This window comes from Fibrobacter sp. UWT2, from assembly GCF_900142545.1.
GTDB lineage: Bacteria > Fibrobacterota > Fibrobacteria > Fibrobacterales > Fibrobacteraceae > Fibrobacter.
The window spans coordinates 1-23,564 of sequence record NZ_FRBF01000032.1; the positions used below are offsets into that span (position 1 = coordinate 1).

General features: G+C 48.3%; 20 protein-coding genes. 15 read left to right on the plus strand and 5 right to left on the minus strand.

Features of this window, described 5'->3' with window-relative positions; all coding sequences use genetic code 11:
* Positions 1-264: 264 nt before the first annotated feature.
* The 5 genes from BUA40_RS13585 to BUA40_RS13605 all read left to right on the plus strand — a co-directional run bounded on the left by BUA40_RS13585 (position 265) and on the right by BUA40_RS13605 (position 5,277).
* On the plus strand, positions 265-819 hold the full coding sequence (locus BUA40_RS13585; protein WP_072801392.1) for a carboxymuconolactone decarboxylase family protein: 555 nt from the start codon (positions 265-267) through the stop codon (positions 817-819).
* 84 nt (positions 820-903) lie between these two features.
* Positions 904-1,950: an ABC transporter substrate-binding protein gene (locus BUA40_RS13590; protein ID WP_072801393.1), complete on the plus strand. Its 1,047-nt coding sequence runs from the start codon at positions 904-906 to the stop codon at positions 1,948-1,950.
* Positions 1,951-2,014: 64 nt separating this feature from the next.
* Positions 2,015-2,992: an ABC transporter permease gene (locus BUA40_RS13595; RefSeq protein WP_072801394.1), complete on the plus strand. Its 978-nt coding sequence runs from the start codon at positions 2,015-2,017 to the stop codon at positions 2,990-2,992.
* A gap of 9 nt (positions 2,993-3,001) precedes the next feature.
* On the plus strand, positions 3,002-3,802 hold the full coding sequence (locus tag BUA40_RS13600) for an ABC transporter ATP-binding protein (protein ID WP_072801395.1): 801 nt from the start codon (positions 3,002-3,004) through the stop codon (positions 3,800-3,802).
* Positions 3,803-3,912: 110 nt separating this feature from the next.
* A complete protein-coding gene (locus BUA40_RS13605; protein WP_072801396.1) occupies positions 3,913-5,277 on the plus strand; it encodes an aminotransferase class III-fold pyridoxal phosphate-dependent enzyme in 1,365 nt (454 codons plus the stop codon).
* Positions 5,278-5,417: 140 nt separating this feature from the next.
* Here the strand turns inward: BUA40_RS13605 and BUA40_RS13610 are convergent, their stop codons facing one another.
* Positions 5,418-6,719, minus strand: coding sequence for an O-acetylhomoserine aminocarboxypropyltransferase/cysteine synthase family protein (locus BUA40_RS13610; RefSeq protein WP_072801397.1), 1,302 nt, complete (start codon positions 6,717-6,719; stop codon positions 5,418-5,420).
* A 220-nt stretch (positions 6,720-6,939) separates the two neighbouring features.
* Between BUA40_RS13610 and BUA40_RS13615 the strand changes: the two genes are divergently transcribed.
* The 6 genes from BUA40_RS13615 (at position 6,940) to BUA40_RS13640 (ending at position 12,821) form a co-directional block, all read left to right on the plus strand.
* Positions 6,940-7,341 (plus strand): DUF4418 family protein, encoded by a 402-nt coding sequence (locus BUA40_RS13615; RefSeq protein ID WP_072801398.1) that lies wholly within the window; start codon positions 6,940-6,942, stop codon positions 7,339-7,341.
* Positions 7,328-8,548, plus strand: coding sequence for an ABC transporter permease (locus BUA40_RS13620; RefSeq protein WP_072801399.1), 1,221 nt, complete (start codon positions 7,328-7,330; stop codon positions 8,546-8,548). The genes BUA40_RS13615 and BUA40_RS13620 overlap by 14 nt, the downstream gene beginning before the upstream one ends.
* On the plus strand, positions 8,545-9,258 hold the full coding sequence (locus BUA40_RS13625) for an ABC transporter ATP-binding protein (RefSeq protein ID WP_072801400.1): 714 nt from the start codon (positions 8,545-8,547) through the stop codon (positions 9,256-9,258). The genes BUA40_RS13620 and BUA40_RS13625 overlap by 4 nt, the downstream gene beginning before the upstream one ends.
* 101 nt (positions 9,259-9,359) lie before the next feature.
* A complete protein-coding gene (locus BUA40_RS13630) occupies positions 9,360-10,622 on the plus strand; it encodes a hypothetical protein (protein ID WP_072801401.1) in 1,263 nt (420 codons plus the stop codon).
* 81 nt (positions 10,623-10,703) lie between these two features.
* On the plus strand, positions 10,704-11,690 hold the full coding sequence (locus tag BUA40_RS13635) for a nucleotidyltransferase family protein (protein WP_072801411.1): 987 nt from the start codon (positions 10,704-10,706) through the stop codon (positions 11,688-11,690).
* Between the two features lie 72 nt (positions 11,691-11,762).
* Complete coding sequence (locus tag BUA40_RS13640; RefSeq protein WP_072801402.1) at positions 11,763-12,821, plus strand: MBL fold metallo-hydrolase; 1,059 nt, start codon at positions 11,763-11,765, stop codon at positions 12,819-12,821.
* A gap of 10 nt (positions 12,822-12,831) precedes the next feature.
* Here BUA40_RS13640 and BUA40_RS13645 read toward each other — a convergent pair whose 3' ends face one another.
* Positions 12,832-14,292 carry an FISUMP domain-containing protein gene (locus BUA40_RS13645; protein WP_072801403.1) on the minus strand — a complete coding sequence of 487 codons (1,461 nt, stop codon included), beginning with the start codon at positions 14,290-14,292 and terminating at the stop codon, positions 12,832-12,834.
* An 81-nt stretch (positions 14,293-14,373) separates the two neighbouring features.
* Here BUA40_RS13645 and BUA40_RS13650 point away from each other — a divergent pair, with 81 nt between their 5' ends.
* Positions 14,374-16,860, plus strand: coding sequence for an FISUMP domain-containing protein (locus BUA40_RS13650; RefSeq protein ID WP_178299667.1), 2,487 nt, complete (start codon positions 14,374-14,376; stop codon positions 16,858-16,860).
* A 17-nt stretch (positions 16,861-16,877) separates the two neighbouring features.
* Here BUA40_RS13650 and BUA40_RS13655 read toward each other — a convergent pair whose 3' ends face one another.
* The 3 genes from BUA40_RS13655 to BUA40_RS13665 all read right to left on the minus strand — a co-directional run bounded on the left by BUA40_RS13655 (position 16,878) and on the right by BUA40_RS13665 (position 19,151).
* Positions 16,878-17,720, minus strand: coding sequence for a class I SAM-dependent methyltransferase (locus BUA40_RS13655; RefSeq protein ID WP_072801405.1), 843 nt, complete (start codon positions 17,718-17,720; stop codon positions 16,878-16,880).
* Positions 17,721-17,875: 155 nt separating this feature from the next.
* On the minus strand, positions 17,876-18,286 hold the full coding sequence (locus BUA40_RS13660) for a NifB/NifX family molybdenum-iron cluster-binding protein (protein WP_072801406.1): 411 nt from the start codon (positions 18,284-18,286) through the stop codon (positions 17,876-17,878).
* On the minus strand, positions 18,279-19,151 hold the full coding sequence (locus BUA40_RS13665) for a radical SAM protein (RefSeq protein WP_072801407.1): 873 nt from the start codon (positions 19,149-19,151) through the stop codon (positions 18,279-18,281). Before BUA40_RS13665 ends, BUA40_RS13660 begins: the two co-directional genes overlap by 8 nt.
* A gap of 450 nt (positions 19,152-19,601) precedes the next feature.
* Here BUA40_RS13665 and nifH point away from each other — a divergent pair, with 450 nt between their 5' ends.
* Genes nifH through BUA40_RS13680 form a run of 3 tightly spaced genes read left to right on the plus strand, consistent with a single transcriptional unit; the run spans position 19,602 to position 23,427 of the window.
* Positions 19,602-20,447 carry a nitrogenase iron protein gene (nifH, locus tag BUA40_RS13670; RefSeq protein ID WP_072801408.1) on the plus strand — a complete coding sequence of 282 codons (846 nt, stop codon included), beginning with the start codon at positions 19,602-19,604 and terminating at the stop codon, positions 20,445-20,447.
* 11 nt (positions 20,448-20,458) lie between these two features.
* Complete coding sequence (locus tag BUA40_RS13675; protein WP_072801409.1) at positions 20,459-22,063, plus strand: nitrogenase component 1; 1,605 nt, start codon at positions 20,459-20,461, stop codon at positions 22,061-22,063.
* Positions 22,064-22,080: 17 nt separating this feature from the next.
* Positions 22,081-23,427 carry a nitrogenase component 1 gene (locus BUA40_RS13680; protein ID WP_072801410.1) on the plus strand — a complete coding sequence of 449 codons (1,347 nt, stop codon included), beginning with the start codon at positions 22,081-22,083 and terminating at the stop codon, positions 23,425-23,427.
* Positions 23,428-23,564: the final 137 nt, after the last annotated feature.

Below are 23,564 nucleotides of genomic sequence, written 5' to 3' on the forward strand. Positions count from 1 at the left end.
GTGTCAGGCCGTCAACGCGTGCAACGCGTTGCTAGTATCCTAGGGCTATGCCCGTATATGAAGAACCGCCGGCTATGCCGGCGGGTCACTTTTTAATGCGGATGTAATAGTTTTCTTTTATAACAAACCATAGTTAAATAGTATGCGTTTATGCCTTGACTAGGGCAAAATCTTATTCTATCTTAAAGCCTACAAAAATGGTAGGGAATAAAACCTAGCATAACAAAACAATCGGTGCGAAGCACCACAAGGAGAGTATAAACAATGGCTAGAGTACATTTAAAACAACCGAATGAATTGACTGGCGAAGCAAAGGCCGCTTACGAAAAGTTGGAAGCTGCCGGTAAGGTGACCAACATGAAGCTGGTGATGCTCCAGGACTACGGCATCTACAAGGCATTCATGGGCTGGTACGATGCTTGGGAAAGCCTCGAAAAGACGGTGGGTCTGCGTGCGGCAACAATTTTTGCCCACTCGGTTTCTACGACTAACGGCTGCCTTCTCTGCTCGCTGTTCTTCATTAGCGACCTGAAGGCTCTGGGTCTCGATCCGAACAACTTCGAAACTTCGGAAAACGAGAAGCTTTTGCAGCAGCTGGGTCAGCAGATCGTTAAGGATCCGACGAAGGTTCCGGACGAACTTTTCGAAGGTCTCCGCAAGTTCTATACCGACGAACAGATTATCATTATCGTGGGCTTTGGCGCTCAGATGCAGGCGACGAACAACTTCAATTCTGTCTTGGGCGTCGACGTTGACAAGCGTCTGTTGCCCTTGAAGGAATTGTTCAAGCCCGCTACTTGGAGAGAAAATATCAAGTAATTTGTACTCTCCGTACAACCTGGCGCTCCTGGAAATATTCGAAGTCCATTTTCAGGGGCGCCTTTTTTGAAAGAGGAATTCACAATGGTAAACAATTTCAAAATTTATCTGACCGCTTTGCTCGCTTTTGGTTTTGCCTTTGTAGTAGGGGCGTGCGGTGGCGAAAATGCCGAAAAGAAGTCTGCTCAGCAGGCTGAAAAGTCTCAGTTCAAATTTGGCGTTTTAGAACTCCCTGTTTTGGATGGTGCCTTGTGTGGTGCGCCTTTCTATGTGGCTAAGGAAAAGGGGTTCTTTGCTGAAGAAGGCATTGATGCCAGACTGATTGCGGCCGATGGCGAAACCCGTAAACTTGGACTTAGCAAGGGCACTTATGCGCTCACGAATTCTGATTTCCAGTTTTTCCAGGCGATTGAAAATGGCGTAGATATCAAGATTGTCGATGGAATTCATGTCGGCTGCATTAAGGTGCTGGTGAAGAAGGGTTCGCCTTATAAGACTGCTGCTGATTTGAAGGGCAAGAAAATTGCCGTTGACGAAATTGGCGGTACGCCGCATCAGGCTGCGAGTCTTTGGCTTTCGCTGGGTGGCGTTTCGACCAAGCCAGAAGATAACCAGGTGCAGTTCTTGCCTTATGCCGACGGTAACCTTGCGCTTGAAGCTTTGGAACAGGGCCAGATTGATGCCGCTGCCATTTGGGATCCGCTCGCTTCTGCTTACGAAAAGTCGGGCAAGGCCGACGTGATTATGGATGTGGCAAAGGATCCGGTATTCGATGGCCGCTACTGCTGCTTCATTTATGTGTCTGCCAAGATTTTGAAGGAAGAACCGGCGAAGATTGCAGCACTCTTGCGTGCCATTCATAAGGCGGAAGCCTGGATTGCCGAACACCCTGAAGAAACGGTTGACATTATTGCCGAAGGCAAGTATTCCGAAATCGAAGATAAGGCGTTAGCAGTTGAACTGATTAAGAGTTATGTGTACACTTCGCTGGAACAGCGCAAGACTCTTGGCCGCGATGTGAAGGGCGACTTGCGTTACTTTAGTGAACAGCTCAAGAAGATTGGCTATCTCACGCTGGATTCCGACAAGTTTGTCGCGAACCTGTACGAAGAAGTCGACTTGAGCAAGTAATCAAAAATTCCTTGTTGATTGGCGCCCGCAAGGGCGCATTTTTAAAAATTTTACGGAGAGTTGAATGAACATTGTTTTGACGATTTCAGGATTCCTGATCGCCTTCTTGGTGAACTTGCTTTTTCCGCAGGTGGCCGAAAATGTGCGAATCAAGGAATACGTTTTTGGCGGATTTACGGTTGACGACAATTTAGCGTACCGTCTAGTTTTGCTTGCCATTATTGCCTACTACGCCATTTATACGGTAGTGCTGTTTGTCCGCAAGGCAAGTGCCGATAAGATTGCGAAGTTTTTTGCGGGTGCGAAGTTCCGTTTCGCGGTGGGGCTTGCGCTTGCCGCGTGGGATATTCTCGGAACCAAGCTGCTGTTTTTGCCGCAACCGTTCTTTCCGGGACCTGCGATTATTATGGATGCCTTTATTGGCGATACCAAATTCATTTGGCAGAATACGCTTTATTCGCTGCGTCTTTTTGTAGCCGGATTTTCGGTGGGTGTGGTGACGGGTGTGCTGACCGGTGTGCTAATCGGTTGGTATCCGAAGGCTCGCTACTGGATTTTGCCGGTGCTCAACATTTGCGGCGTGATTCCGGCAGTGGCGTGGATGCCTTTTGCGCTGACGCTTTTTCCGACTTCGTTTGCGGCGGCGACTTTCTTGATTGCGATTTGCTCCTGGTTCCCGGTGGCGACCATGACGGCCGACGGGGTGCAGGGTACGCCGAAGTCGCTGTTTGAACTTTCGCGCACTTTTGGCGCGGGGCAACTGTACCAGATTTTCCATATTGCGATTCCCCATGCGATGCCGCAGATTTTTACGGGCATTATGACGGCGGCTGCGTTTGGCTTTACTACGCTCGTGATGGCCGAAATGATGGGGCAACCGGGCGGTCTTGGCTACTACATTAACACTTCAAAAGTCTGGAGCGCTTATTACAAGGTGTTTGCGGCGATTGTCGTGATGGCCGTGCTGTTCTCGGCAATTTTGAAGGTAGTTGGCGCGGTGCAGCGTTATGTGCTTCGCTGGCAGAAAGGCGTCGTGCGATAGGAGGCGTTGATGATGGATATTTTAGATAAAGAAAAAATCTTGAAGATTCGCGATGTAAACCGCTCCTTTATCGATGAACGCACGGGCGAACCGCGGCAGATTTTGAAGGATATCAATCTTTCTGTTTTTCAGGGCGAATTCGTTTCGATTTTGGGCGCATCGGGTTGCGGTAAGACGACGCTTTTGCGCTTGATTGCGGGGCTTGATCCTGTTCAAGACGGCAAGATTATTCTTGACGGCGAACCGGTGCATGGGCCCGATTCCAAGCGCGGTTACGTGTTCCAGCAGGGTTGTCTTTTCCCGTGGCTTACGGTAGAAGATAACATTGCGATGGGGCTCAAGATCCGTGGCGTTTATAAGCAGAACAAGGACAAAGTTCACGAATTTATCGAGAAAATTGGCCTTGGCGGATTCGAGAAGAATTTCCCGCACCAGATTAGTGGCGGTATGGCGCAGCGCGTGGCGATTGCGCGCGCGTTGATTAACGATCCGGAAATCCTGTTGCTCGATGAGCCCATGGGTGCTCTTGATTCGTTTACCCGTGCCGAAATTCAGGACTTGCTTTTGGCGCTCCGCAAAGAACGCAATACCACGATGATTCTGGTTACGCACGATATTGACGAAGCTCTTTACCTGTCTGATCGTATCGTGATTATGACGCCGCGTCCGGGGCGCATTAGCGAAGTGCTTGAAATTCATGACAGTTTCCCGCGCGAAAGAGGTTCTGCACAGTTCCTGGAAAAACGCCGCAAGATTCTGGAGCGCTTTGATCTTGCCCGTTCCAATACGGCGCCGGAATACGTCATTTAGTCTAGATGGATTTGCTATCAGAAAAATTGATAACGAGCCCTAAAAACAAAGTATTGGACAGCGACCAAAATCGCACCTATATTTGTTCACAAAATTAAGGAGAGTAGCAAATGTCAAATAACATTGATTATGTAGAAAAAGAAAACGCAGCCTCATATGAAAAGGCCCGAAAGTATAACCTGTTCTCTTTCGCCAACGCCCCGCATAAGGACTATAAGCCGTTTTACATTGATCACGCCGATGGCGTTTATGTGTACGATGGCAAGGGCCGCGAATATATCGATATCGCGTCGGAACTGGTGAATGTGAACATCGGCTTTAACAACCGCCACATTATTGAAGCGGTGCAAAAGCAGGTGGAACGTTTGGCTTACATCGCTCCGCGTCATGCCTTTGCTGAAGCGGGCGAACTCAGCGAACTCTTGATCGAAAAGATTGCGCCGAAGAACATGAGAAAGGTGCTGTTTACGCTGGGTGGCTCCGAGGCAAACGAATTTGCGATTCGCTTTGTGAAGGCGTTTACGGGTCGCGACAAGATTTTCTCGAAGTATGAATCTTACCATGGTAGTACTTACGGTGCATCGAGTTTGACGGGCGAAAGCGAACGTGCTTCGCTGTTCCCGACGATTCCTGGGTTCATCAAGTATCCGGCTCCGCATCTTTACGGCTACGACATTAAATTTGCAAGCGAAGAAGAAGCGACCAAGCATTTCCTTTCTCGCCTGGAATACCAGATTCAGCAGGAATGCCCGGAATCTGTGGCGGCCGTGTTCATTGAATCGGTCACGGGTTCTAATGGCGTGTACCTTTACCCCAAGGGATACCTGAAGGGTGTCCGCGAAATCTGCGACAAGTACGGAATTTTGATGGTGTGCGACGAAGTCATGAGTGGCTTCTTGCGCACGGGTGAATGGTTTGCTTGCCAGGCCGATGGCGTGGAACCGGACTTGATTACTTTTGCAAAGGGTGTGAATAGCTCGTATGCACCGCTCGGCGGCGTGCTCATTAGCGAAAAGATTGCGAATTATTATGAAGAAAATGCCTTTACTGCAGGGCTTACTTATAATGCGCATCCGCTCGGTGTTGCTGCGGCTATTGCCTGTATCGAAGAATACTTCCGCTTGGATGTCCAGGCGAACGTGAAAAAGTTGGAACCGGTGCTAAAAAAGAAACTTGCCGAACTCAAGGCAAAGCACCCCTCCGTAGGTGACGTGCGTTCTGTAGGCTTGTTCGGTGCGATTGAATTCAGCTACAGCAAGGATCACAAGGATGTTATCCGCAAGAATGCGGCTGGCGAACCTTTCCTCGGAAACTTTATCACGAAACTTCGCAACGATTATGGCATCCTTACGATGGGCGGCGGCTCCACAATTCTGGTGGCACCTCCGCTGATTATCAACGAGGCTCAAATCGACGAAATCTTTGCTCGCCTCGACAAGGCAATCACCGAATATGCCGATGGCTTAATAAAATAATCATCTCCAATTCTATCATGGCGGACTCAATTGAGTCCGCCATTTTAAATTTCTTTGTGTCATAAATTAAAGGTGACTGCTAAATGCAGCCACCTTTTTGGTTTTACTATGGATCGAAAATTCGGCAGAATGCCTTCGCGCTATTGGATAGCGGCGAAGGCTTGTTCCAGGTCGGCAATCAAATCGTTTACGTCTTCAAGACCAATCGAAAGTCGGATGGTTTCGGTATGGATATCGGCCAATTCCTGAGCATGTTCCGGGAGCTCGATGTGGGTCGTTGTCGACGGGTTGATAATGAGCGAACGGGCATCACCGATGTTTGCCTGGAAGCTGAATACCTTTACGGCTTCTAGGAACTTGATGATGCTGGCGCGGTCTTTCTTTTTAAGGCCAAAGCTGAGGATTGCGCCGGCACCCTTGGGGAAGTACTTGGCGGCGAGCGCCTTGTACTTGCTGTTTTTAGCGTGAGCGTGGTTGACCCAGGCGACTTCGGGGCGCGTTTCCAAGAATTCTACGATCTTTTCAGCGGACTTCACCGATTTCGAAATTCGTTCCGAAAGAGTTTCGATGCCGAGCAGCACCAGGTAAGAATTGAACGGGGCAATTGCGCCGCCCAGATAATTCAGGTGAATGGCGCGAATGCGGCCCGTAAAGGGAGTGTCGGGGAAAACATCGTAAAAGCTGCGGGGAACGCCCTGTTGCGACACCAAGAAATGCGGCTGACCATCAAACTGCGGGAACTTTCCGTTTTTCCAGTTGAACTTGCCGTTTTCTACAATGGCACCGGCAATCACGTTGCCGTGACCCGTAAGGCCCTTGGTGGCCGAATAAACGACTACGTCGGCGCCGAAATCAAACGGATTCAGCAAGTAGGGGGTTGCCACCGTGTTGTCAACAATCAGCGGAATTCCATGCTTGTGGGCGATATTTGCGATCGCTTCAATATCCAGAATGGTGGCGTTCGGGTTGGTGATGGATTCGATGTAGATTACCTTGGTGTCTTCCTTGACTAAGGCCTCGAAATTGGCCGGATCGTCAGGGTTTTCTACAATATCATACTTGACGCCCGTCTCTCCGAAGATTTGTTCGAAACTATCGAAAGATCCGCCGTAAGAACGAGCTGTTGCAAGGATTCTGCCCTTGCCTGCAGTGACATTCAGAAGCGCATACGTTACCGCTGCCATGCCCGAAGAAAGCGTGACAGCCCCGGTTGCTCCCGGGTGGAGTGCCGTAAGGCGCGCGTCAAGTACATCCGTTGTCGGATTGGAAAGTCGAGTGTAAAGCGCTTCGGCGCTGTCAAAATAGAACAGGTCGTCGCTGCGCTTTACGGTATCAAGGGTAAAAGCGGTTGTCTGGTAGATAGGTACCGAAACAGCGTGGTTGTGTTCAGCAGGATTATAGCCTGCGTGCAACTTAAGCGTATCAAAAGAATAATTGGACATGTAGCCTCCGTATTTTTTTGATAGCAAAGATAGAAGCGGAATAAGCGAATGTCCAATACTTAATTCTTATGCTGAATTATCGATTTTTTCTATAAGCGTGAGGTTGTTGAATTTGTTGAAGTTATAATAAAAATCTATAACAAATCATAGTGATATAGTATTGGACATTTTGGGTATACCTTTTTAATTTATGCACCGAAAATTTATCAAGGAGAGTACCATGAAACAGTACAAAGTATTTGTTGTTGCTAATCTTATTTTCGGATCGTTGTTGATTGCTTTCGGCCAGGTGTTTTTGCCGGTTTGTGGAAACGGAACGATGCGTTGCGGAACTTCGACAACGGTAGATGCGGTTTTGGGTCTTGCGTTGTTGGTGATTGCCGTTTTTGCTGCGGGCCTCCTTAAGAAAAAGGCGCATGTCATTCTTTCTGCGTTGTCGCTTGTGGTGGGTGTTTTCGTTTCGCTGGTGCCGACGGTGATTGTGGGCACTTGCCCGCATGCTCACATGGCATGCCATGCGATAACGGCTCCGGTGCTTGCGCTTACGGGCGTCGTGATTGCGCTCTTTGCAGCAGTAAATTTGGTTTATTTGAAATTGAGGAGGCGAAATGAACAAGACTGATTTGAATTTGATTATTGAAAATTACTTGCGAAACCCTTTCCGTAGTTTTGGGCTTTCACTTTTGATTGCTTTGCTCGCCTCGGTGCTTTTGGTGGGTGGGCTTTTGTCGCTCTCTCTTTCTAAGGGATTGAATCGTCTTTCGTCTCGCTTGGGGGCCGATGTCATTGTGATTCCGCAGGGGACCGAGATTAATGATCAATCGGTTCTTTTGCAGGGCGATTCCAAGTATGCCTATTTGCCGCAGGGTTCGCTGGAATTTATTCGTGGCCTTGAAGGTGTAGAAATTGCGACGCCGCAGTATTTTTTGACCACGTTGAGTTCTAGCTGCTGCGATCAGAAGGTCATGATTATCGGTTTCGAGCCGGCATCTGATTTTGTGATTCAGCCTTGGATTCACGAGGTCCTTACGGATAAACTCCCTAAGGGTGCTATCGTGGTGGGCGGCGATATTAGCGTGGGCGAGAAAAAGACCGTCAAGTTCTTTGACCATGAATACCCCGTGGCGGCCTCTCTTGAACCGGTTGGCAACAAGTTGGACCAGGCCGTTTTTGTAGATGTGGCGACACTTGCCGATATCCGCGAGGCAGCTAAGGCCAAGGGCGTGATTTTCTTGCATCAGGATGTCAAATCCGAAGGTTCGGATTCGCCGATTTACTCCAGTGTTTTAATTAAACTTCGCGCAGGGGCCGATATCGAACGCCTTTCTCGAGAAATTCATACCCGCTTTGACGGCGTGCAGATTCGCACCCGTAAGGATTTGTTCTCGGGTCTTGAAAAGTCGGCGAACTTCTTGCAGATTGTGGTGTGGTCAATCGTGGCCCTTTTCTTGGTGATTGCGGTTGCCGCGATTGTGATTTCGTTTTCACTTTCGACTCGCGAACGCAGGCGTGAATATGCGCTTTTGCGAATTGTGGGCTATGCCCGCAAACGTTTAAGGACTCTTGTGCTGGGCGAATCGCTGCTGGTGTCGGCGGTAGGAACGTACATTGGCTTGCTGCTTTCGAGCGTGGCATTTTTTACTTTTAAAATTTGGATTGGCGAACATGTGAACGTGCCCTTCATTGTTCCGGGAAATGCCGAAATCGCGGCTGTTTACGCTGTGGTAGTTTTGCTTTTGCATTCGGTGGGGCCGTTGGCTGTTTATGGTGTGGCAAATAAGGTGAGCAAGATTGATGCCTACGCCGCTTTGAGGGAGGTAGAACATTGATTTTAAACGTATCTAATTTGTACAAGACTTATACCCGTCGCGGCGAAGAATTTAACGCCGTAGAAGATGTGGAATTTTTTGTCTGGTCCGGCGATTTCTCGGTGATTTATGGTGAATCGGGAAGTGGAAAGAGTACGCTGCTTTCTCTGCTTTCGGGAATCAATCGCCCCACGAAGGGATCCGTGATTTTTAACGGTGCCGATTTTGCGACTCTTTCGGATGCGGAGATTTCTGCCATTCGAAACGAGAAGATTGGCTATGTGCCGCAGGAATCTGTTTTCTTGCCCCATTTTACGGTGCTGGAGAATATCTTGTTGCCCAAGGCCCTTCGTGATGGTGAGAAAATCGAGATTCGTTCCATTGCGGATGTGACTGATGTAGATATTGCCTCGAAACTGGAAAGGCTTGGTATTGCCCATTTGGTGCATGAAATGCCGGCAGAACTTTCGGGTGGCGAGCTCAAGAGAGCTGCGATTGCGCGTGCTTTGGTAAACAAGCCTGAAATTGTAATCGCTGACGAGCCCACAAGTAATTTGGACGAAACCAATGCCAAGATTGTCTTTGATCTTTTGGCCGAATTGGCACAATCGGGAACGTCGGTGTTGGTGGCGACTCATGACCCTCGCGGCTTTAGGTATGGTGACCGCGTTTATACCATGCACAAGGGGCGTTTATTGCCGAATGGGGAATCCGATTTTGGCGGTTTGTAATCTTTAATTAAGTGTAAAGGAATAATGTTGTACGAAAAATAGGCCCTAAAGCGCATTGAAAAAAGTTATCTTGTGCGCAAATTTTTGAAAAAGGGTTAGGGATGAATCGTCAACAGCGCGAAGAACTTCTCGATAGCATCAATCTTCTAGAAAATAGCCGTGATGAATATATCCGAAATTATGCCGGCGTGAGTGTCCACGATCGTACCGTCAGATCGGTGCAGTTGCGTAAGGCCCTTGAAAATGTGAAACGGCCTTTTGCTCAATTGTGTGACAAAATGAAGACGGGCGATTGGCTGTATCTGCCATTTGAATTACCGGAGCCCGCCTGCGTAAGGGATTCCGAATTGACTTATTTCGGATTGCCGCCCAAGACGCTTTCGCAACTGATTGTTTTGATTGCGGCGTCTATCAAGAAGCAGAATGTCACGGTTCTCTCTATTTGCACGAGGAATCTTGCCGTATACGAGATGATGTTCGGTTTTTGGAACGCCCCGCAGAAAGATCATCTGGATGAACGCGTGGCCGCCATTACCGTGGCCGAAGAAAAGACATCCGCTTTGTTTGAGAAGGCTTCGGAGGAATTCGAAAGAATTCTGAAGATGACAGACTTGGTGAAGGCCCAAATGATGTCTGTGACAGAAGTGGAGCAGAGTGCAAAAGCCAAGTCTGCAGAGGTGGCAGAAAAGGTCGCCGAAATTCAGGCGTTGACGGAACAGTTGGATGCACAGAAGCAAGGCTTGGAAGAACTCAAGGAATCCTTGACGCTTAAGATGAATGACGCCGAAGACAAGGACAGACTATTCTCTGAGAAGATGGAGTCGGCGCAGAATCTGATTGATCAGGTGGGCGCAAAGATTTCTGAAATCGACAGCATGGCGGAAAATAGCTTGAAGGGAGTTCAGGCTTGCTTGACGACGTCTAGCGAGAAGGTGGAAGAAATCAAGAAGATGACCGACTTTGTAGGCGGCGGTGCTCTAGGCAGCAGCTTTAACAAAAGAAAACGTAGCTTGGGCTGGAAAGCGCGTATTTGGTTGTTCCTGAGCCTGGTGCTTTTCGGCGGCTGTTCCTGGTGGATTTATAATGTGTTTACCCGATTCGGTGTGCATACGGATTCCGTATGGGCCGATGTGGTAATTAATATCGCCTTGTCTTCGATGGCAGTTTTTGCGCTTATCTTTGCCTTGTGGGAGTATGGCAAGGAACGAAAACTGCAAGAAGAATATGCCTTTAGGGAGACTGTTGTCTCAACGTTGACGGCATGCTTGGAACAGCTAGATGCCTGCAATCGGGACGATGTGAAAAAACTTCTTTCGGAATCTTTTTACAGAATTTGTGTTTCTGAGAAATGTTATTCCAGATAGTGTAAAGACACTTCGACGACTAAAAAAATAGTTGAAAAATCATAGTGGATTTTAAAGAATCTGTTGTTATATTTCATGCGTATGATTACGCTGAACGACTATTTGTATTCTGGAAACACGGTGCTGAAAATTTTGCACCAATATTCTAACGACCTCAGAAACGGTGCGAAGGAAACGCGCAACAGCATTGACTTGGCGCATTCTAATTTTCTGATTCAGATTATTGAATTGCTGGAACACAATGACTTCTTGACTTCACAGTCTCAGAGAATCAAGGAATTCTATAAGTTCATGACGCGGGAATATCCGTTCTTGGCTTTTACCTTCAAGGGCCGTATCAAATCGTTGATTCGCGCCGAGGAAAAGTTCAACGGGTACATTCTTGAATACATCTACGGCTACTACAAGAAAAACGGAAAGTTCCCGACTGAAGCCGAAATCAAGAGTAAGCTGAACTTCCGCGACTTGATTGCTTACCGCATCGTGATTTCGATGCCGACTTGCCACATTCGAAAAGGCGAGAATCGTCGCGAGGTGGAAGAAAAATATCTGTACGAAATTGCGAATGTGTTGCCGGAATTCTTGGAAGAACGCGGCTTTACGGCAGAGATCACAAAGTACACAGAAGATGGTCATTCGGAATTGCTGAATGAACAGGTGCGACCTTATTATCATGATTCGGTGGCATTCCCGAGAAGTTCGGGTTACCAGTCGCTGCATATTATTTTCTACGATAATCTGGCCCGCTGCTTTACCGAGGTGCAGTTGCGTACGAAGGATATGGATGACTTTGCCGAAATCGGCGAGGCGAACCATTTTGGATACGAGAAAACGCAGGAAGCACGCCGCAGCAAACACGACGAGATTCCGAGTGGCGAGTGCGTGTACTTTGACGAGGCGTACGAACGCTTGACAAAGTTGCAGGAAATCGAGCTCGCGAATGTTGACGTGAACATGTTCAAGGCGATTAATAACCAGCTGATTAATGACGGCTGCGGGCTGTTCAGAGGCCGGCAAATCTTGCCGTTCGAACATCTGTCGCGCTTCCAGAACGATTTAATCGACTGATTTTATACTTCCGTCGGAATTTCTTTGCCGGAATCTACGCATTAGGGGATTATTTTTTAATCTTTAGTGCGTATGATTGCGGCAATCTTTTTTTCCATATTCTTTATTTTTTGCGATGCGGGCGTCTTGTTTTTGACTCAGCCTAGTTTCGGGCGGCTCCCGCAGGGCAAACGCCTGGAACGAATCAAGCAGTCGCCGCATTATGATGGCAAGAAGTTCGTGAACGAAATCGAGACCGAATTCACGACCGGCAAAAAGAGCAAACTGCAGGTTTGGAAAGATTTTATGCTGGGCGACAAAACGCTGCTCGCCCCAGATACGGCGCTGCATGCTATCAAGACGGATTTGAAGTCGCTGCCGCAAGACCGTGATTGGATTGTATGGTTTGGACATTCATCGTATCTGTTGAATTTGTCGGGGAAAAAGGTGCTGGTGGATCCGGTGTTTTATAAGGGTTCTCCGGTGAAGTTCGCAAACAAGATGTTCCTGGGAACAGATATCTACAAACCTGCCGATATGCCGGATATTGATTACTTGGTCATTTCGCACGACCATTGGGATCACTTGGATTACGAAGTGGTGAAAGAAATGGAACCGCGCATAAAGAAGGTGGTGGCACCTCTTGGTGTGGGCGAGCATTTTGAATATTGGGGATACTCTGCCGAAAAGCTTGTGGAATTGGATTGGTGGCAATCTGAAGACTTTGGCGAAGATTATCGCGTGACGGCGACTCCGGCAAGGCATTTTTCGGGCCGCGGCTTGCAAGAAAATAAGACGTTCTGGGCTTCGTTTGCTTTTAGATCGCCCAAACGTCTTGTATGGATTGGTGGCGATTCCGGTTACGGCCCACATTATGCAAAAATCGGGAAGGTGTTTACGGACATCGACCTTGCCATTCTTGAAAACGGCCAGTACAATCCAGATTGGGCCCATGTGCACACGCTGCCGAAATATTTAGGCAAAGAAATGACGGAACTTGGCGCAAAGCGCTACCTCACCGTTCATCACTCCAAATTCTGCTTGAGCAAGCACAAATACTTTGAGCCGCTCGAAAACGCAAAGCGGGCCGCCAAGGAATCTGGCAAACCCGTGCTGATGCCGGAAATCGGCGAAGTGATGTATTTAGATTAAAGTAGGCTCTTTAATTAAACTTCTTAATGCATCTTACTGCTGCAGCCTGCCACTTGTACATATAGACTGAGAATGGATGCTGGTACGACACGAATCGTGCGACGTAGGCTTGATCTGCGTCGCGTTCATCTTTTAAGATGATGTTTCCGCTTGTCATGAAAGAGTAGATACCCGGTGCCACGCGCATCCCGTTTGCGGGCATAGCGAATCCATAGGTGTTGCACTGGTATTTTTCAAAGGCTTCTTCTGAAGGGTAATAACCGCTCCACGAGGAGGCGCAAGATAAGTTGCGAAGGTAATTCTCGTCGAATACACGTAAATCACTAGATGTCGGCAGCCTCCAACCGTCTGGGCAAATTCCTTGAACGGTGTCGGCAGGAGAACAGGCGACTCCCGCGCCGCAACCGGTTTTTGCGGAATCCATGGCAACTCCCCAAGTGTAGTAGCGACCGTAAATGTCGCAATTTTCTTCGATATCGTTAAGGCAGAAGTCGCCGTTTTTGATAGGCGAGTCGTAATTGAGATTTTCGGCCATCCATTCGCGACCTTGGAAAGTGATGGTCTTGTACACCTTGCCGTCTCTTTCATCCTTTAATTCGCCGTATTCCCAGTCCACTTCCATTTCAGAAGCGATGCGGTTGATGTCGCTGGCGGTGTCCGGTTCTGCTGCGAGGGTGGAAACGTAGGAGCCGTTCGTGAACGGCCTTGGGGCGGTATCTGCGACGCAGCGAACGGCGGCCAAATTGAAATGACTCAAGCCCCAGCTGGAGCAGCTTTTCTGGCACCATATTTGTTCCCATCCGCGGGAGGTTTGATACCAGAATTGAATGTCGTTTGTAGATGTGATACTGTAACTGCCCGATATAAAGCCGGTGGGATTTTCGGAGTCAAAGATATTTCGGTTTTCCTCTTCCTTGAGGACGTTAATCAAACGGCTTGCCTCGCTATAAGTGGGCATGTGGAAGCCCAGGGGGCAAATTCCGCGTTCGTCCCAATTGCAATCCGGTCGGGTCAAGGTGTCTCCGCAACCGGTTCGAAGCGTGTCTGCTGCTGCAGTGACGTCGTAATTGTAACCGCCCTTCAAGACAAAACTGCTCGAATTGACCATAGAGGTGACTCGGCCACTTTTTGTCTTGTACACAAGATTCTGGGCGAGCCAAGTGCTGCCTGCGATTTCGAGGGTCTTGTACACGTGATCGTCGCGTTCGTCCAGGAATTCGCCATAGGTGACGTCTGGATTCAGGTAGTCGTCGTAAACACAATTGTGTTCGGAGCAGTCGTAGGTTCCTGCAGGAACAATTTTCGGTACGGGGGATTGGCCGTGAAAAACTTCTTTGGTGGTCCCGCCGTTTGAATCGCCGTTTTCCGAGGAAGAGGTTCCGCTGTCTTCGGAACATGCGAAAACGCAGAGTACCGATACGGTAAACCCGAAAAGAATTGCGAGGCGACTGCTCAATATTCGAGAAAACATTTGAACCCTCCTGTGATTCAGACTATGAAAATGTAGAAAAAATTATATTTGAAACAGATATTTTATCAAATGTGGTGGGTTATGAAGAAAAATTTTTTCTGTCTAAGTTTGCTATTGTCGACCCTCTTCTATGTGATAGGGTGTGGAGATAGCGATTCATCGTCCGCTCGTGCAGAAGATGATCTGTCTTCTTCATCTGAAGCAGAGGATGACGATTCTCAGGACAAGAGTAGCGGTAGCTCAAAAAGTAGTTCTTCTACGACAGACGGGTCTTCGTCGAGTAAGTCGGTCTTCAAGACCAGACCAGACAAAGTCGAATTCAAACAGGGAACGTTCGTTGATGAGCGTGATGGTCAGGAATATAAAACCGTTACTATCGGGAATCAGACCTGGATGGCGGAAAACCTGAACTACAAAATAGAATCGGAAAGCTGGTGCATTGAGGAAGGGGAGAAAGGCTGTAAAAAATTCGGAAGGGCCTATACGTGGGTTGGTGTTTTGGATACGGCCAATAGCCGCTGTCATCCTGACAAGGAATGTGAATACCCGTTCCAGGGAGCTTGCCCCAAGGGGTGGCATGTCCCGGTTCTCAGTGAATGGGATACTCTTGTTTCTGTGGTAGCCCAGAAAAAGAAAGATGACGATTCCTATACGGGTGTCGCTTATCTTTTCTTGGCTAAGGAAGATTGTTATTACTGCGGTTCGGATGATTATGGATTTTCCATTATGACGAAAAAGGATTCCTTGTCCCGATTGACGCAGTTCTTTACCTCGAATAATTTTAATTACGAGAACATTTACTATGTGTATGGTTATAGGCGCGGCGTTTATGTAGATATTGATTTGTATGACATCGATATACATGGCGTAGACAGATCTTCTACATATCCGAAAATGGTGCGTTGCGTCAAGGATGAAATCGCCCGCCCCGATATCACCAAGCCCGAAACCGTCAAATCGACTGCACCCGGTTGCGAAGATGCGAAATGGCAACCGAGAGTTCAACCTTGCAATGACCTGACGACGGACAATTGCGTCTATCAGGATGGTGGCGTGAAAATCGGAGAAAATGTCTGGAAGAAAGGCGCTACCAACACGACTCCGTACTACGATGGCGCTACATGTGGTGACGGCTGGTATGTTGCCGACAGCCTTGATTGGGAAAACCTGTTTAAGGATGTTGGCGGAAAGTGCTTTGCCTCGCTGATGCTGAAGTCTTCGTCGGGATGGAATGCCGGAAACGGAATAAACGCTTACGGTCTGAACATTACGCCCACGGGACATTACGATGTGTGGGTTGACCATGCAAAGAAAACGGCCCGTCTCGATTATCGTGAATTCGAAGGTGAAAGATCCGATGCCGGCTTCTTTGTCTATGCGGAAGACAACAAATATCGCAATGTGTTTGTTTTCGGTTCAACTCAAGAGGTTTATTGGAGCAGCAGGACGTCGACTTCTGCAAACCTCCTTTGCATCAAGGGATATAGAGAAGATGTGAAGGCGGATCCCGAAAAAGAAGTACTCATCAATCCTGATTTTGATTATGGTGAATTTAAGGACCCGCGCGATAATCAAGTCTACAAGACGACTATTATCGGTCAGCAGAAGTGGATGGCGCAGAACCTTCGCTACGAAACCGATAACAGTATCACGGTAGAGGCGAAGAAATACGGACAGCATTATACTTACGAAGATGCTCTCGAAGCGTGCCCTGCCGGCTGGCATTTGCCTTCTCAGGCGGAATTCGATACCTTGATTTATATCGGTGCAAAGGAATACAAGAGTAGAAGGCTCCTTAGTAAGGATGAAGCCTCGTACCTTACCGATGTGACGGGATTTTCGATGGGACTTATTGCAAGCGAAGATTATTCTCGCCAGCATTATACCGCCTCGTTCTGGTCAAGTACCAAAATTACGGATACCACGGCGGCAATCCTGTACGCCTATCGCAATTCTTCGGACACCCTGTATACACCTGAGGCAAGAATGAGGCAGCATAAGAGTGTTCGTTGCGTTAACGATACTTCGTTTACTTACGGTTATTCGGGAAAGTATGAAGTCCTTGAAGATGCTCGTGATGGACAGACTTACAAGGCTGTGGAAATTGGCGGTTCGACTTGGATGGTCGAGAACCTGAATTTTGCGTCGGACAGTAGCTATTGCCAGATGGATTCTTGCGATGTTTACGGAAGACATTATAAGTACCCGTTCACGTCGGAAGATAGCGTGGCCTTGTGCCCTGATGGCTGGCATATTTCAACCACGGCTGATTGGGAAAAGCTGCTTGCCAATACTTACGAAAAGGATTCGACTTCGGCCGGCTTGAGGAATGCTTTTGCATGGCCGATGAAGGTTCAAGGTGACAATGCATATGGCTTCAATGCCTTGCCGAACGGATGCTATAATGATTATGATTTCGGCTCGCCCCGCACGGTTGCTTGCTTTGGAGTAGAAACCGCTGAGGACGAAACCGCATATTACTATCGCATGTCGGAAAATAAAGTCGTACGGGATTCAATCAATTCGGCCAATTACTACGGAATTCGCTGCGTCAAGAATCCGGAGTAGGCTGATAGTATCTAAGGCTACTTTACAGCTGCGATCAGGCGCACGGAATCGAACGCCTTCAGGTTTCCCATCAGAAAATACCGCTGCTGTAGCGCATTTTCGCCGAGAAATTCGTCGACCTTGAATCCGTAACGCTCAAGCACCTCGAAAACTTCGCGGTCCAAGTAGCCTTCGGCCATGGTTTCGCCGCAATCAGCAACAATTTTTCGCAATTCCTGAACCGAATTCGAATAGGCATCTTTTTGCAGGTAATCAAATACAATCGAAATGCCGGTTGATGCAATCTCTGAAAACTGGCGCACGGTTTCCGCAAAAACAGGCAGTGGAAGGTAATACGAAACGCCCAGAATACTAATGACTGTCGGTTTTTTGCAGTCAAAGCCATTTGCGACAAGTCTTTCGACAATGCTGTCCTTGCTGAAGTCAATCGCCACAAAATGGACATTCTCCGAAACGCTCCACTTGAGTTCGCGAATGCGATTTTTCTTGTAGTTTTGCGTCGGCAGCAAATCCAGTTCAAAAACTTCAACATTCGGGTCTTTGTTGCGGAACGAGAACGTGTCTACGCCCGCACCGCAAATTACATATTGAATCTTTCCCGAACGGGCAAGGAGCTTAACGCGATCTTCGGCGAAGCGACTCCTCGAAAGTACAATCGGGAGGAAGTATTTCCGGTTGAAATATTCGACCGAATTTTCTGATTCCTGCGGAAACCGCTTTAGAATCAAGCGCGAAACATTTTCGTACTCCTCGCGGCCCATCAGGTCGAACGCCAAAAAGTCATTGAAAACGGTATGGTCCGATTGTAGAGAATGCCAGGCTCGTGCAAATGCGCATAATTTTGCTGTTAAACTTTCCATTGTATTATCCTTTTTAAATTTTAGTTGAGGGCCTTAGCCCATAAGAAACGCCCGCGTAGGCTAACCATACACGGGCGACAAAAATGAATACCGCAATAAACGCCCGTCAACATCGGCCGTTCTTACAACAAAATCCTACAATCAGAGGCAGCATTTTATTTATCCTGTAATCCCTTGAGTCTCTGGGTACGTTCCGCAATCTTTTTGCGGTATACGTTGATTTTGGCAATCGCTTCGGCGATGGGGAGCGCGATATCAAAAGCGCGCACGTTAAAGCGCGTTAAAGCCTGCACCGCCTGCGGGCCAAGCTGCGAGCAAAGAACGTAATCTAAATCGGCTAGATTTTTCGCGGCCGAGAACATAGATGAACGTTCTACATCTCGCTGACCGCAAGCACCATCGCCGCATGTGCCGTCGCAATGCTCCGGCTTAACGCGGACTTCGACTTTTTCAAATTTTCCGCTTTCTTCATCGACTTCGTAGACGTCGAACGCCGCGGCATGCCCAAAGTGAACATTGACATTTTCGCCATCGTTTGTAGCGACTGCAACTCTATATTTAGCCATGAGAGAAAGTCTCCTTTACACGGATACGGTCCATGTAGATTTGCGCGCCGACATCGTAAACGCCTGGGACGCCAACGGCATCGGCACGGCAATGGGCGCAATGCTTGAATACGTTGATGAATACGCCCGCCTGTTCCTGCGCAATCGCAAGTGTCTTTGGTGTCGGAGCAGGAATATCCTTAAAGCCGTTTTGCGGAATCAAGGGAATGATATTGTACATAATCGCACCCGCTTCGCGCACGGTGGCCGCCACATCTTCGATGTGCTTGTCGTTAATGCCCGGGCAAAGAACCGTATTCACTTTGATAAGCGTTCCACTCTTTGCAACTTTGCGAATGCCTTCGAGCTGGTTGTGAATCAGAATTTCTGCGGCTTCTACGCCCGTATAGGTTTTACCGTGGTAGAAAATTCTTGCATTGATCATCGCCTCGATTTCAGGGTCCACGGCATTCACCGTAACCGTGAGCGAATCAATGCCCACATCGATGACTTCGTCTGCCTTGTCATTCAGCAAAAGCCCATTGGTGCTCATGCAGCGAATCAGCTGCGGGAATTCCTTTTTTACCAAGCGGAATGTATCTAGCGCAAAAGGAGTTGCCAAGGTGTCGCCTGGGCCAGCGATTCCCACTGTCGTAAGTTCCGGCACATATTCCAGAGCCTTGCGAATGTACCCGCATGCCTCTTCGGGTTTAATCACCTTACTCGTATTTCCCGGTACCTGAGCATCTTCGTTAATGCGCCTATCACAAAAACGGCACTCGATGTTGCAACCCGGGGCGACGGGCAAATGAATGCGCCCCTTTCGGTTTTTGCAAGCACCAAAACACGGGTGTTCTCTAAAAACTGTTTCTTGACTGGTTGCCATAAAACCTCGCAAGGTATAGAAACCCTGCACAAAAAATGATCGGTAAAGAACCGATTTAGTTTGTATTAAAAATGGTGAACGTTTTGCCTAGCGTTCTGTAGCGTAATGAATGCTTTAACTTCTTAGCCAAAGAAGTATATGCGTAAAGTTAAAAAACAGAATTGTCAAATTCAATATGAATCCAAGAGCGAAAATAAAAAAAGTTCATTTTTTTGAGAGAGCGATAGCTTTATGCTAACGCATGTTATAGGCGTTCGCTATCGCAAAATACTTTTTCGCATGCGCAATAGATTCACGCTAATAAGGGTTATAAGCGGAATTTATAACAACTTAAAAAAAGTGATTTTTTTTGACTAAACGGGTTCAAAAAGTATTGGAAAGAGTTGACTTTAATTCTAACTTGCCTTTGCCTAGTATTTTTGTAGGAAAACATCAAGGAGACACGATAACATGTCTAAGAAATTACGTCAAATCGCTATTTACGGAAAGGGTGGCATCGGTAAGTCCACCACGACTCAAAACCTGACCGCAGGCCTTGTAGAACAGGGGAAACACGTTCTTGTGGTCGGTTGCGACCCCAAAGCAGACTCTACCCGCCTTTTGCTCGGCGGCCTTCATCAAAAGACCGTGCTTGACACCATTCGTGACAACAAAACCGAAATTCAGCTTTCCGACCTTGAAAAGGTCGGCTTCAAGGGCGTGCGTTGCGTAGAATCCGGTGGCCCGGAACCGGGCGTGGGTTGCGCAGGCCGTGGCATTATTACCTCGATTAGCATGCTCGAACAGCTCGGTGCCTATACCGAAGACCTTGATTACGTTTTCTACGATGTGTTGGGCGACGTGGTGTGCGGCGGTTTCGCCATGCCGATTCGTGAAGGAAAGGCCAAGGAAATTTACATCGTGGCCTCCGGCGAAATGATGGCCCTTTATGCGGCAAACAATATTTGTAAGGGTATCGCCAAGTATGCCCAGCACGGCGAAGTGCGCTTGGGCGGTATCATCTGTAATAGCCGTAATGTGGATAACGAACTTGACCTGCTCCGTGCATTCACCAAGGAACTCAACACGCAGCTCATTCAGTACGTGCCGCGCAACAACATTGTGCAACAGGCCGAAATCCGCAAGAAGACCGTAATTGAATTTGAACCCAAGTCCAGCCAGGCGAACGTCTACCGTGAACTTGCCAAGAACATCGACGAAAATGAACTCTTTACCATTCCGACCCCGATGACGCAGGACCGTTTGGAACAGATTCTCATCGATTACGGCATGATGGAAAAAGACTACCAGATTTAATGTGAGGGTTCATGGCCAAGACTAATATTAATTTGAACATGACCTCAGTCGAAAACCGCGAATATCGACTGGGTACAATTATCGGCTGGGACGGCAAGGCAAGCGACCTGATCAAGGAATCGGCCTATGACGAACGCAGCGCGAAAAAGCATGGCGGCTGCGCAGGCAAGGGCTCGGGCTGCAAACTTTGCGAATTGAATTCCCCGCTGAACCAAGAAACAATGTGCTCTAACGCAATTGTGCAGTGTCAAGTGGGAAACCTTACGGACTGCGCCCTGATTGACCATTCTCCTATCGGTTGCAGCGGCGAAAACTCCAAGTTTAACCTCTCGATGCATAACGGCCTTCGTCGTCGTGGAAAGCCCCTGCAGAATACGCTGAACATCAGTACGAACCTGAAAGAAAAGGACATGGTTTTCGGCGCTTCTGAAAAGCTCCGCCAAACCATCCTCGACGCAAAGGAACGCTTTAACCCCAAGGCGATTTTCATCGGTATGGCTTGCGCTACCGCTATTATTGGCGAAGACATTGACTCTATCGCCGAAGAAATGGAGCCGGAAGTCGGCGTGCCTATTATTCCACTGCATTGCGAAGGTTTCCGTTCCAAGCACTGGTCTACGGGTTTTGACGTCGCTTTCCATGGTGTGCTTCGCCAGATTGTGGAACGCCACCCGACCAAGAAACAGAATGACTTGATCAACATTGTTGCCCTTTGGGGTTCGGACTATTTCTCCGAAATGCTTGCTCCGCTCGGATTGCGCGTGAACTACCTTCTGGACACCGCCTCTTTCGAAGAAATTCGCCAAGCCTCCGAAGCAGTCGCTACCGCAACCTTCTGCGATACGTTAGGCGGCTACATGGCAACAGCACTTGAAGAATCTTTCGGTGTTCCGCAGATTGATGCTCCGCAGCCTTACGGCATCAAGGGTACTGATGCTTGGCTCCGCGCTATCGCAAAGGTGGTCGGCAAAGAAAAAGAAGCCGAAGAATACATCGAAAGCGAACACAAGCGCATTGCCCCGAAGCTTGCCGAACTCCGCGAATTTTTCAAGGGCAAGAACGGCATCGTGATGACGGGTTCTGCATACGCACATGGCCTCATCAGCGTGCTTTCGGAACTGGGAATCGGTCACGATGCAGCTCTCGTATTCCACCACGACCCCGTTTACGACGGCGGTGGCGAACATCAGGATACCTTGAAGGAATTGGTCGAAACCTACGGCGACATTCCGCACTATACCGTCAGTAAGACTCGCGCCTTCCAGCTTCCGCAGCTTCTGAAGCGCGCCAAGACAGACTTCTTGCTCATTCGCCATCCGGGTCTCGCCTCTGTCGCGGGCCATCTCGGATTCCCGACCCTTACCATGGGCGACGAACATATTCCGGTAGGCTATCAGGGCATTCTCCGTATCGGCGAAATGCTCAAGGGCGTGATTGCACGTACCAAGTTTAACCAGGTGCTTAAACGCAACGTGAAACTTCCGTATTCCGACTGGTGGCTTGCTCAGGACGACCCGTTCTACCTGACGCACCATCCGGAAGCACTTGAAGATTTGCCGGAACCGAGAAATCTCAAACTGAAAATTGGTACAGAATCCAATTCGACTAGCGCATAACAAGGGGATTTTTAACAATGGCTACAATTCAAAAGAAAAAAAGTAATTCTATTTCGGACCCCCGATACGCTTGCGCAGTTGGTGCATCTCATACTGTTGTCGCTATTAAGGGTGCAGTTCCTATTGCCAACTGCTCTCCGGGTTGCCAGCTTAAGCAAACCGCATTCCTCACGTTTGAAAACGGTTTCCAGGGTAGCATTTATGCCGGTGCCGGTAACATGCCGAGCGCAAACTCTACCGAAAACGACATCGTTTTTGGCGGCATCAAGACTTTGGATCAGTTGATTAAATCGACGCTCAAGGTGTTCAATGGCGATCTCTACGTTGTGCTTACCGGTTGTGTGGGCGGCCTTATCGGTGATGACGTTTCCACGTTGGTGCGCAATTACCGCGATTTGGGTTACCCGATTGTGTCTGTCGATACTGCCGGCTTCAAGGGCAACAACCTTTTCGGTCACGAAGAAGTCGTAAACGCTATCGTCGACCAGTTCGTGGGCGATTACAGCGGCGAACGCAAAAAGGGCCTGGTAAACCTTTGGTTCGAAACTCCCTACTACAACCAGAACTGGCGTGGTGACTACCAGGAAATCGCCCGCATTTTGCGCGGCGCAGGTTTAGAAGTCAATGTGCTGTTCGGACCCGAAAATAACGGCGTCGCGGACTGGCTGCGCATTCCCGAGGCCCAATTCAACTTGGTGATTTCTCCGTGGGTGGGCGTTCGAAACGCAGAACACCTCCAGGAAAAATACGGTCAGCCGTTCCTGCACATTCCTGAAATTCCGCTCGGCGCCGAAGCGACTAGCGAATTTATCCGTAAAGTTGTCGAATTTGCCGGAATTGACAAGGAACAGAGCGAAAAGTTCATCAAGGAAGAAAACAGAATTTATTACTACTATCTGGAACACTTCTCCGAATTTTTCGCCGAATACTGGTTCGGTATGCCCAGCGAATTTGCCATTACCGCAGATTCCGCCTACACGCTTGCCTACACCAAGTTCCTCGTAGACCAAATCGGTCTTATTCCGCGCAAGGCTATCATCAGTGACGATCCTCCGCAGAAGTTCCGCGAACAAATCGAAAATGCCTTCCACAACATTAGCGAAGGTGTCGATGTCGACGTGGAATTTGAAGAAGATGGCTACCTGATTGAAAAGTCTATTAAGGAAGTGAATTTCTCTTCTGGAAAGCCTTTGATTCTCGCCTCTTCGTGGGAAATCAATATCGCCAACGAAAAGAATGCATTGCTTTTCGAAATCACTCCGCCCTCTAGCGAAACGTTGATTATCAATCGCAGCTTCGTTGGTTACAAGGGTGCGCTTAATTTGCTCGAAAAGATTTATAGCACTTCTGTCGGTGGCAAATAATTTCAAAACAAATTAAACAATTCTTTTTACTCTCCTAACACAAAAAAGTGACCCGCCGGCATAGCCGGCGGTTCTTCATATACGGGCATAGCCCTAGGATACTAGCAACGCGTTGCACGCGTTGACGGCCTGACACT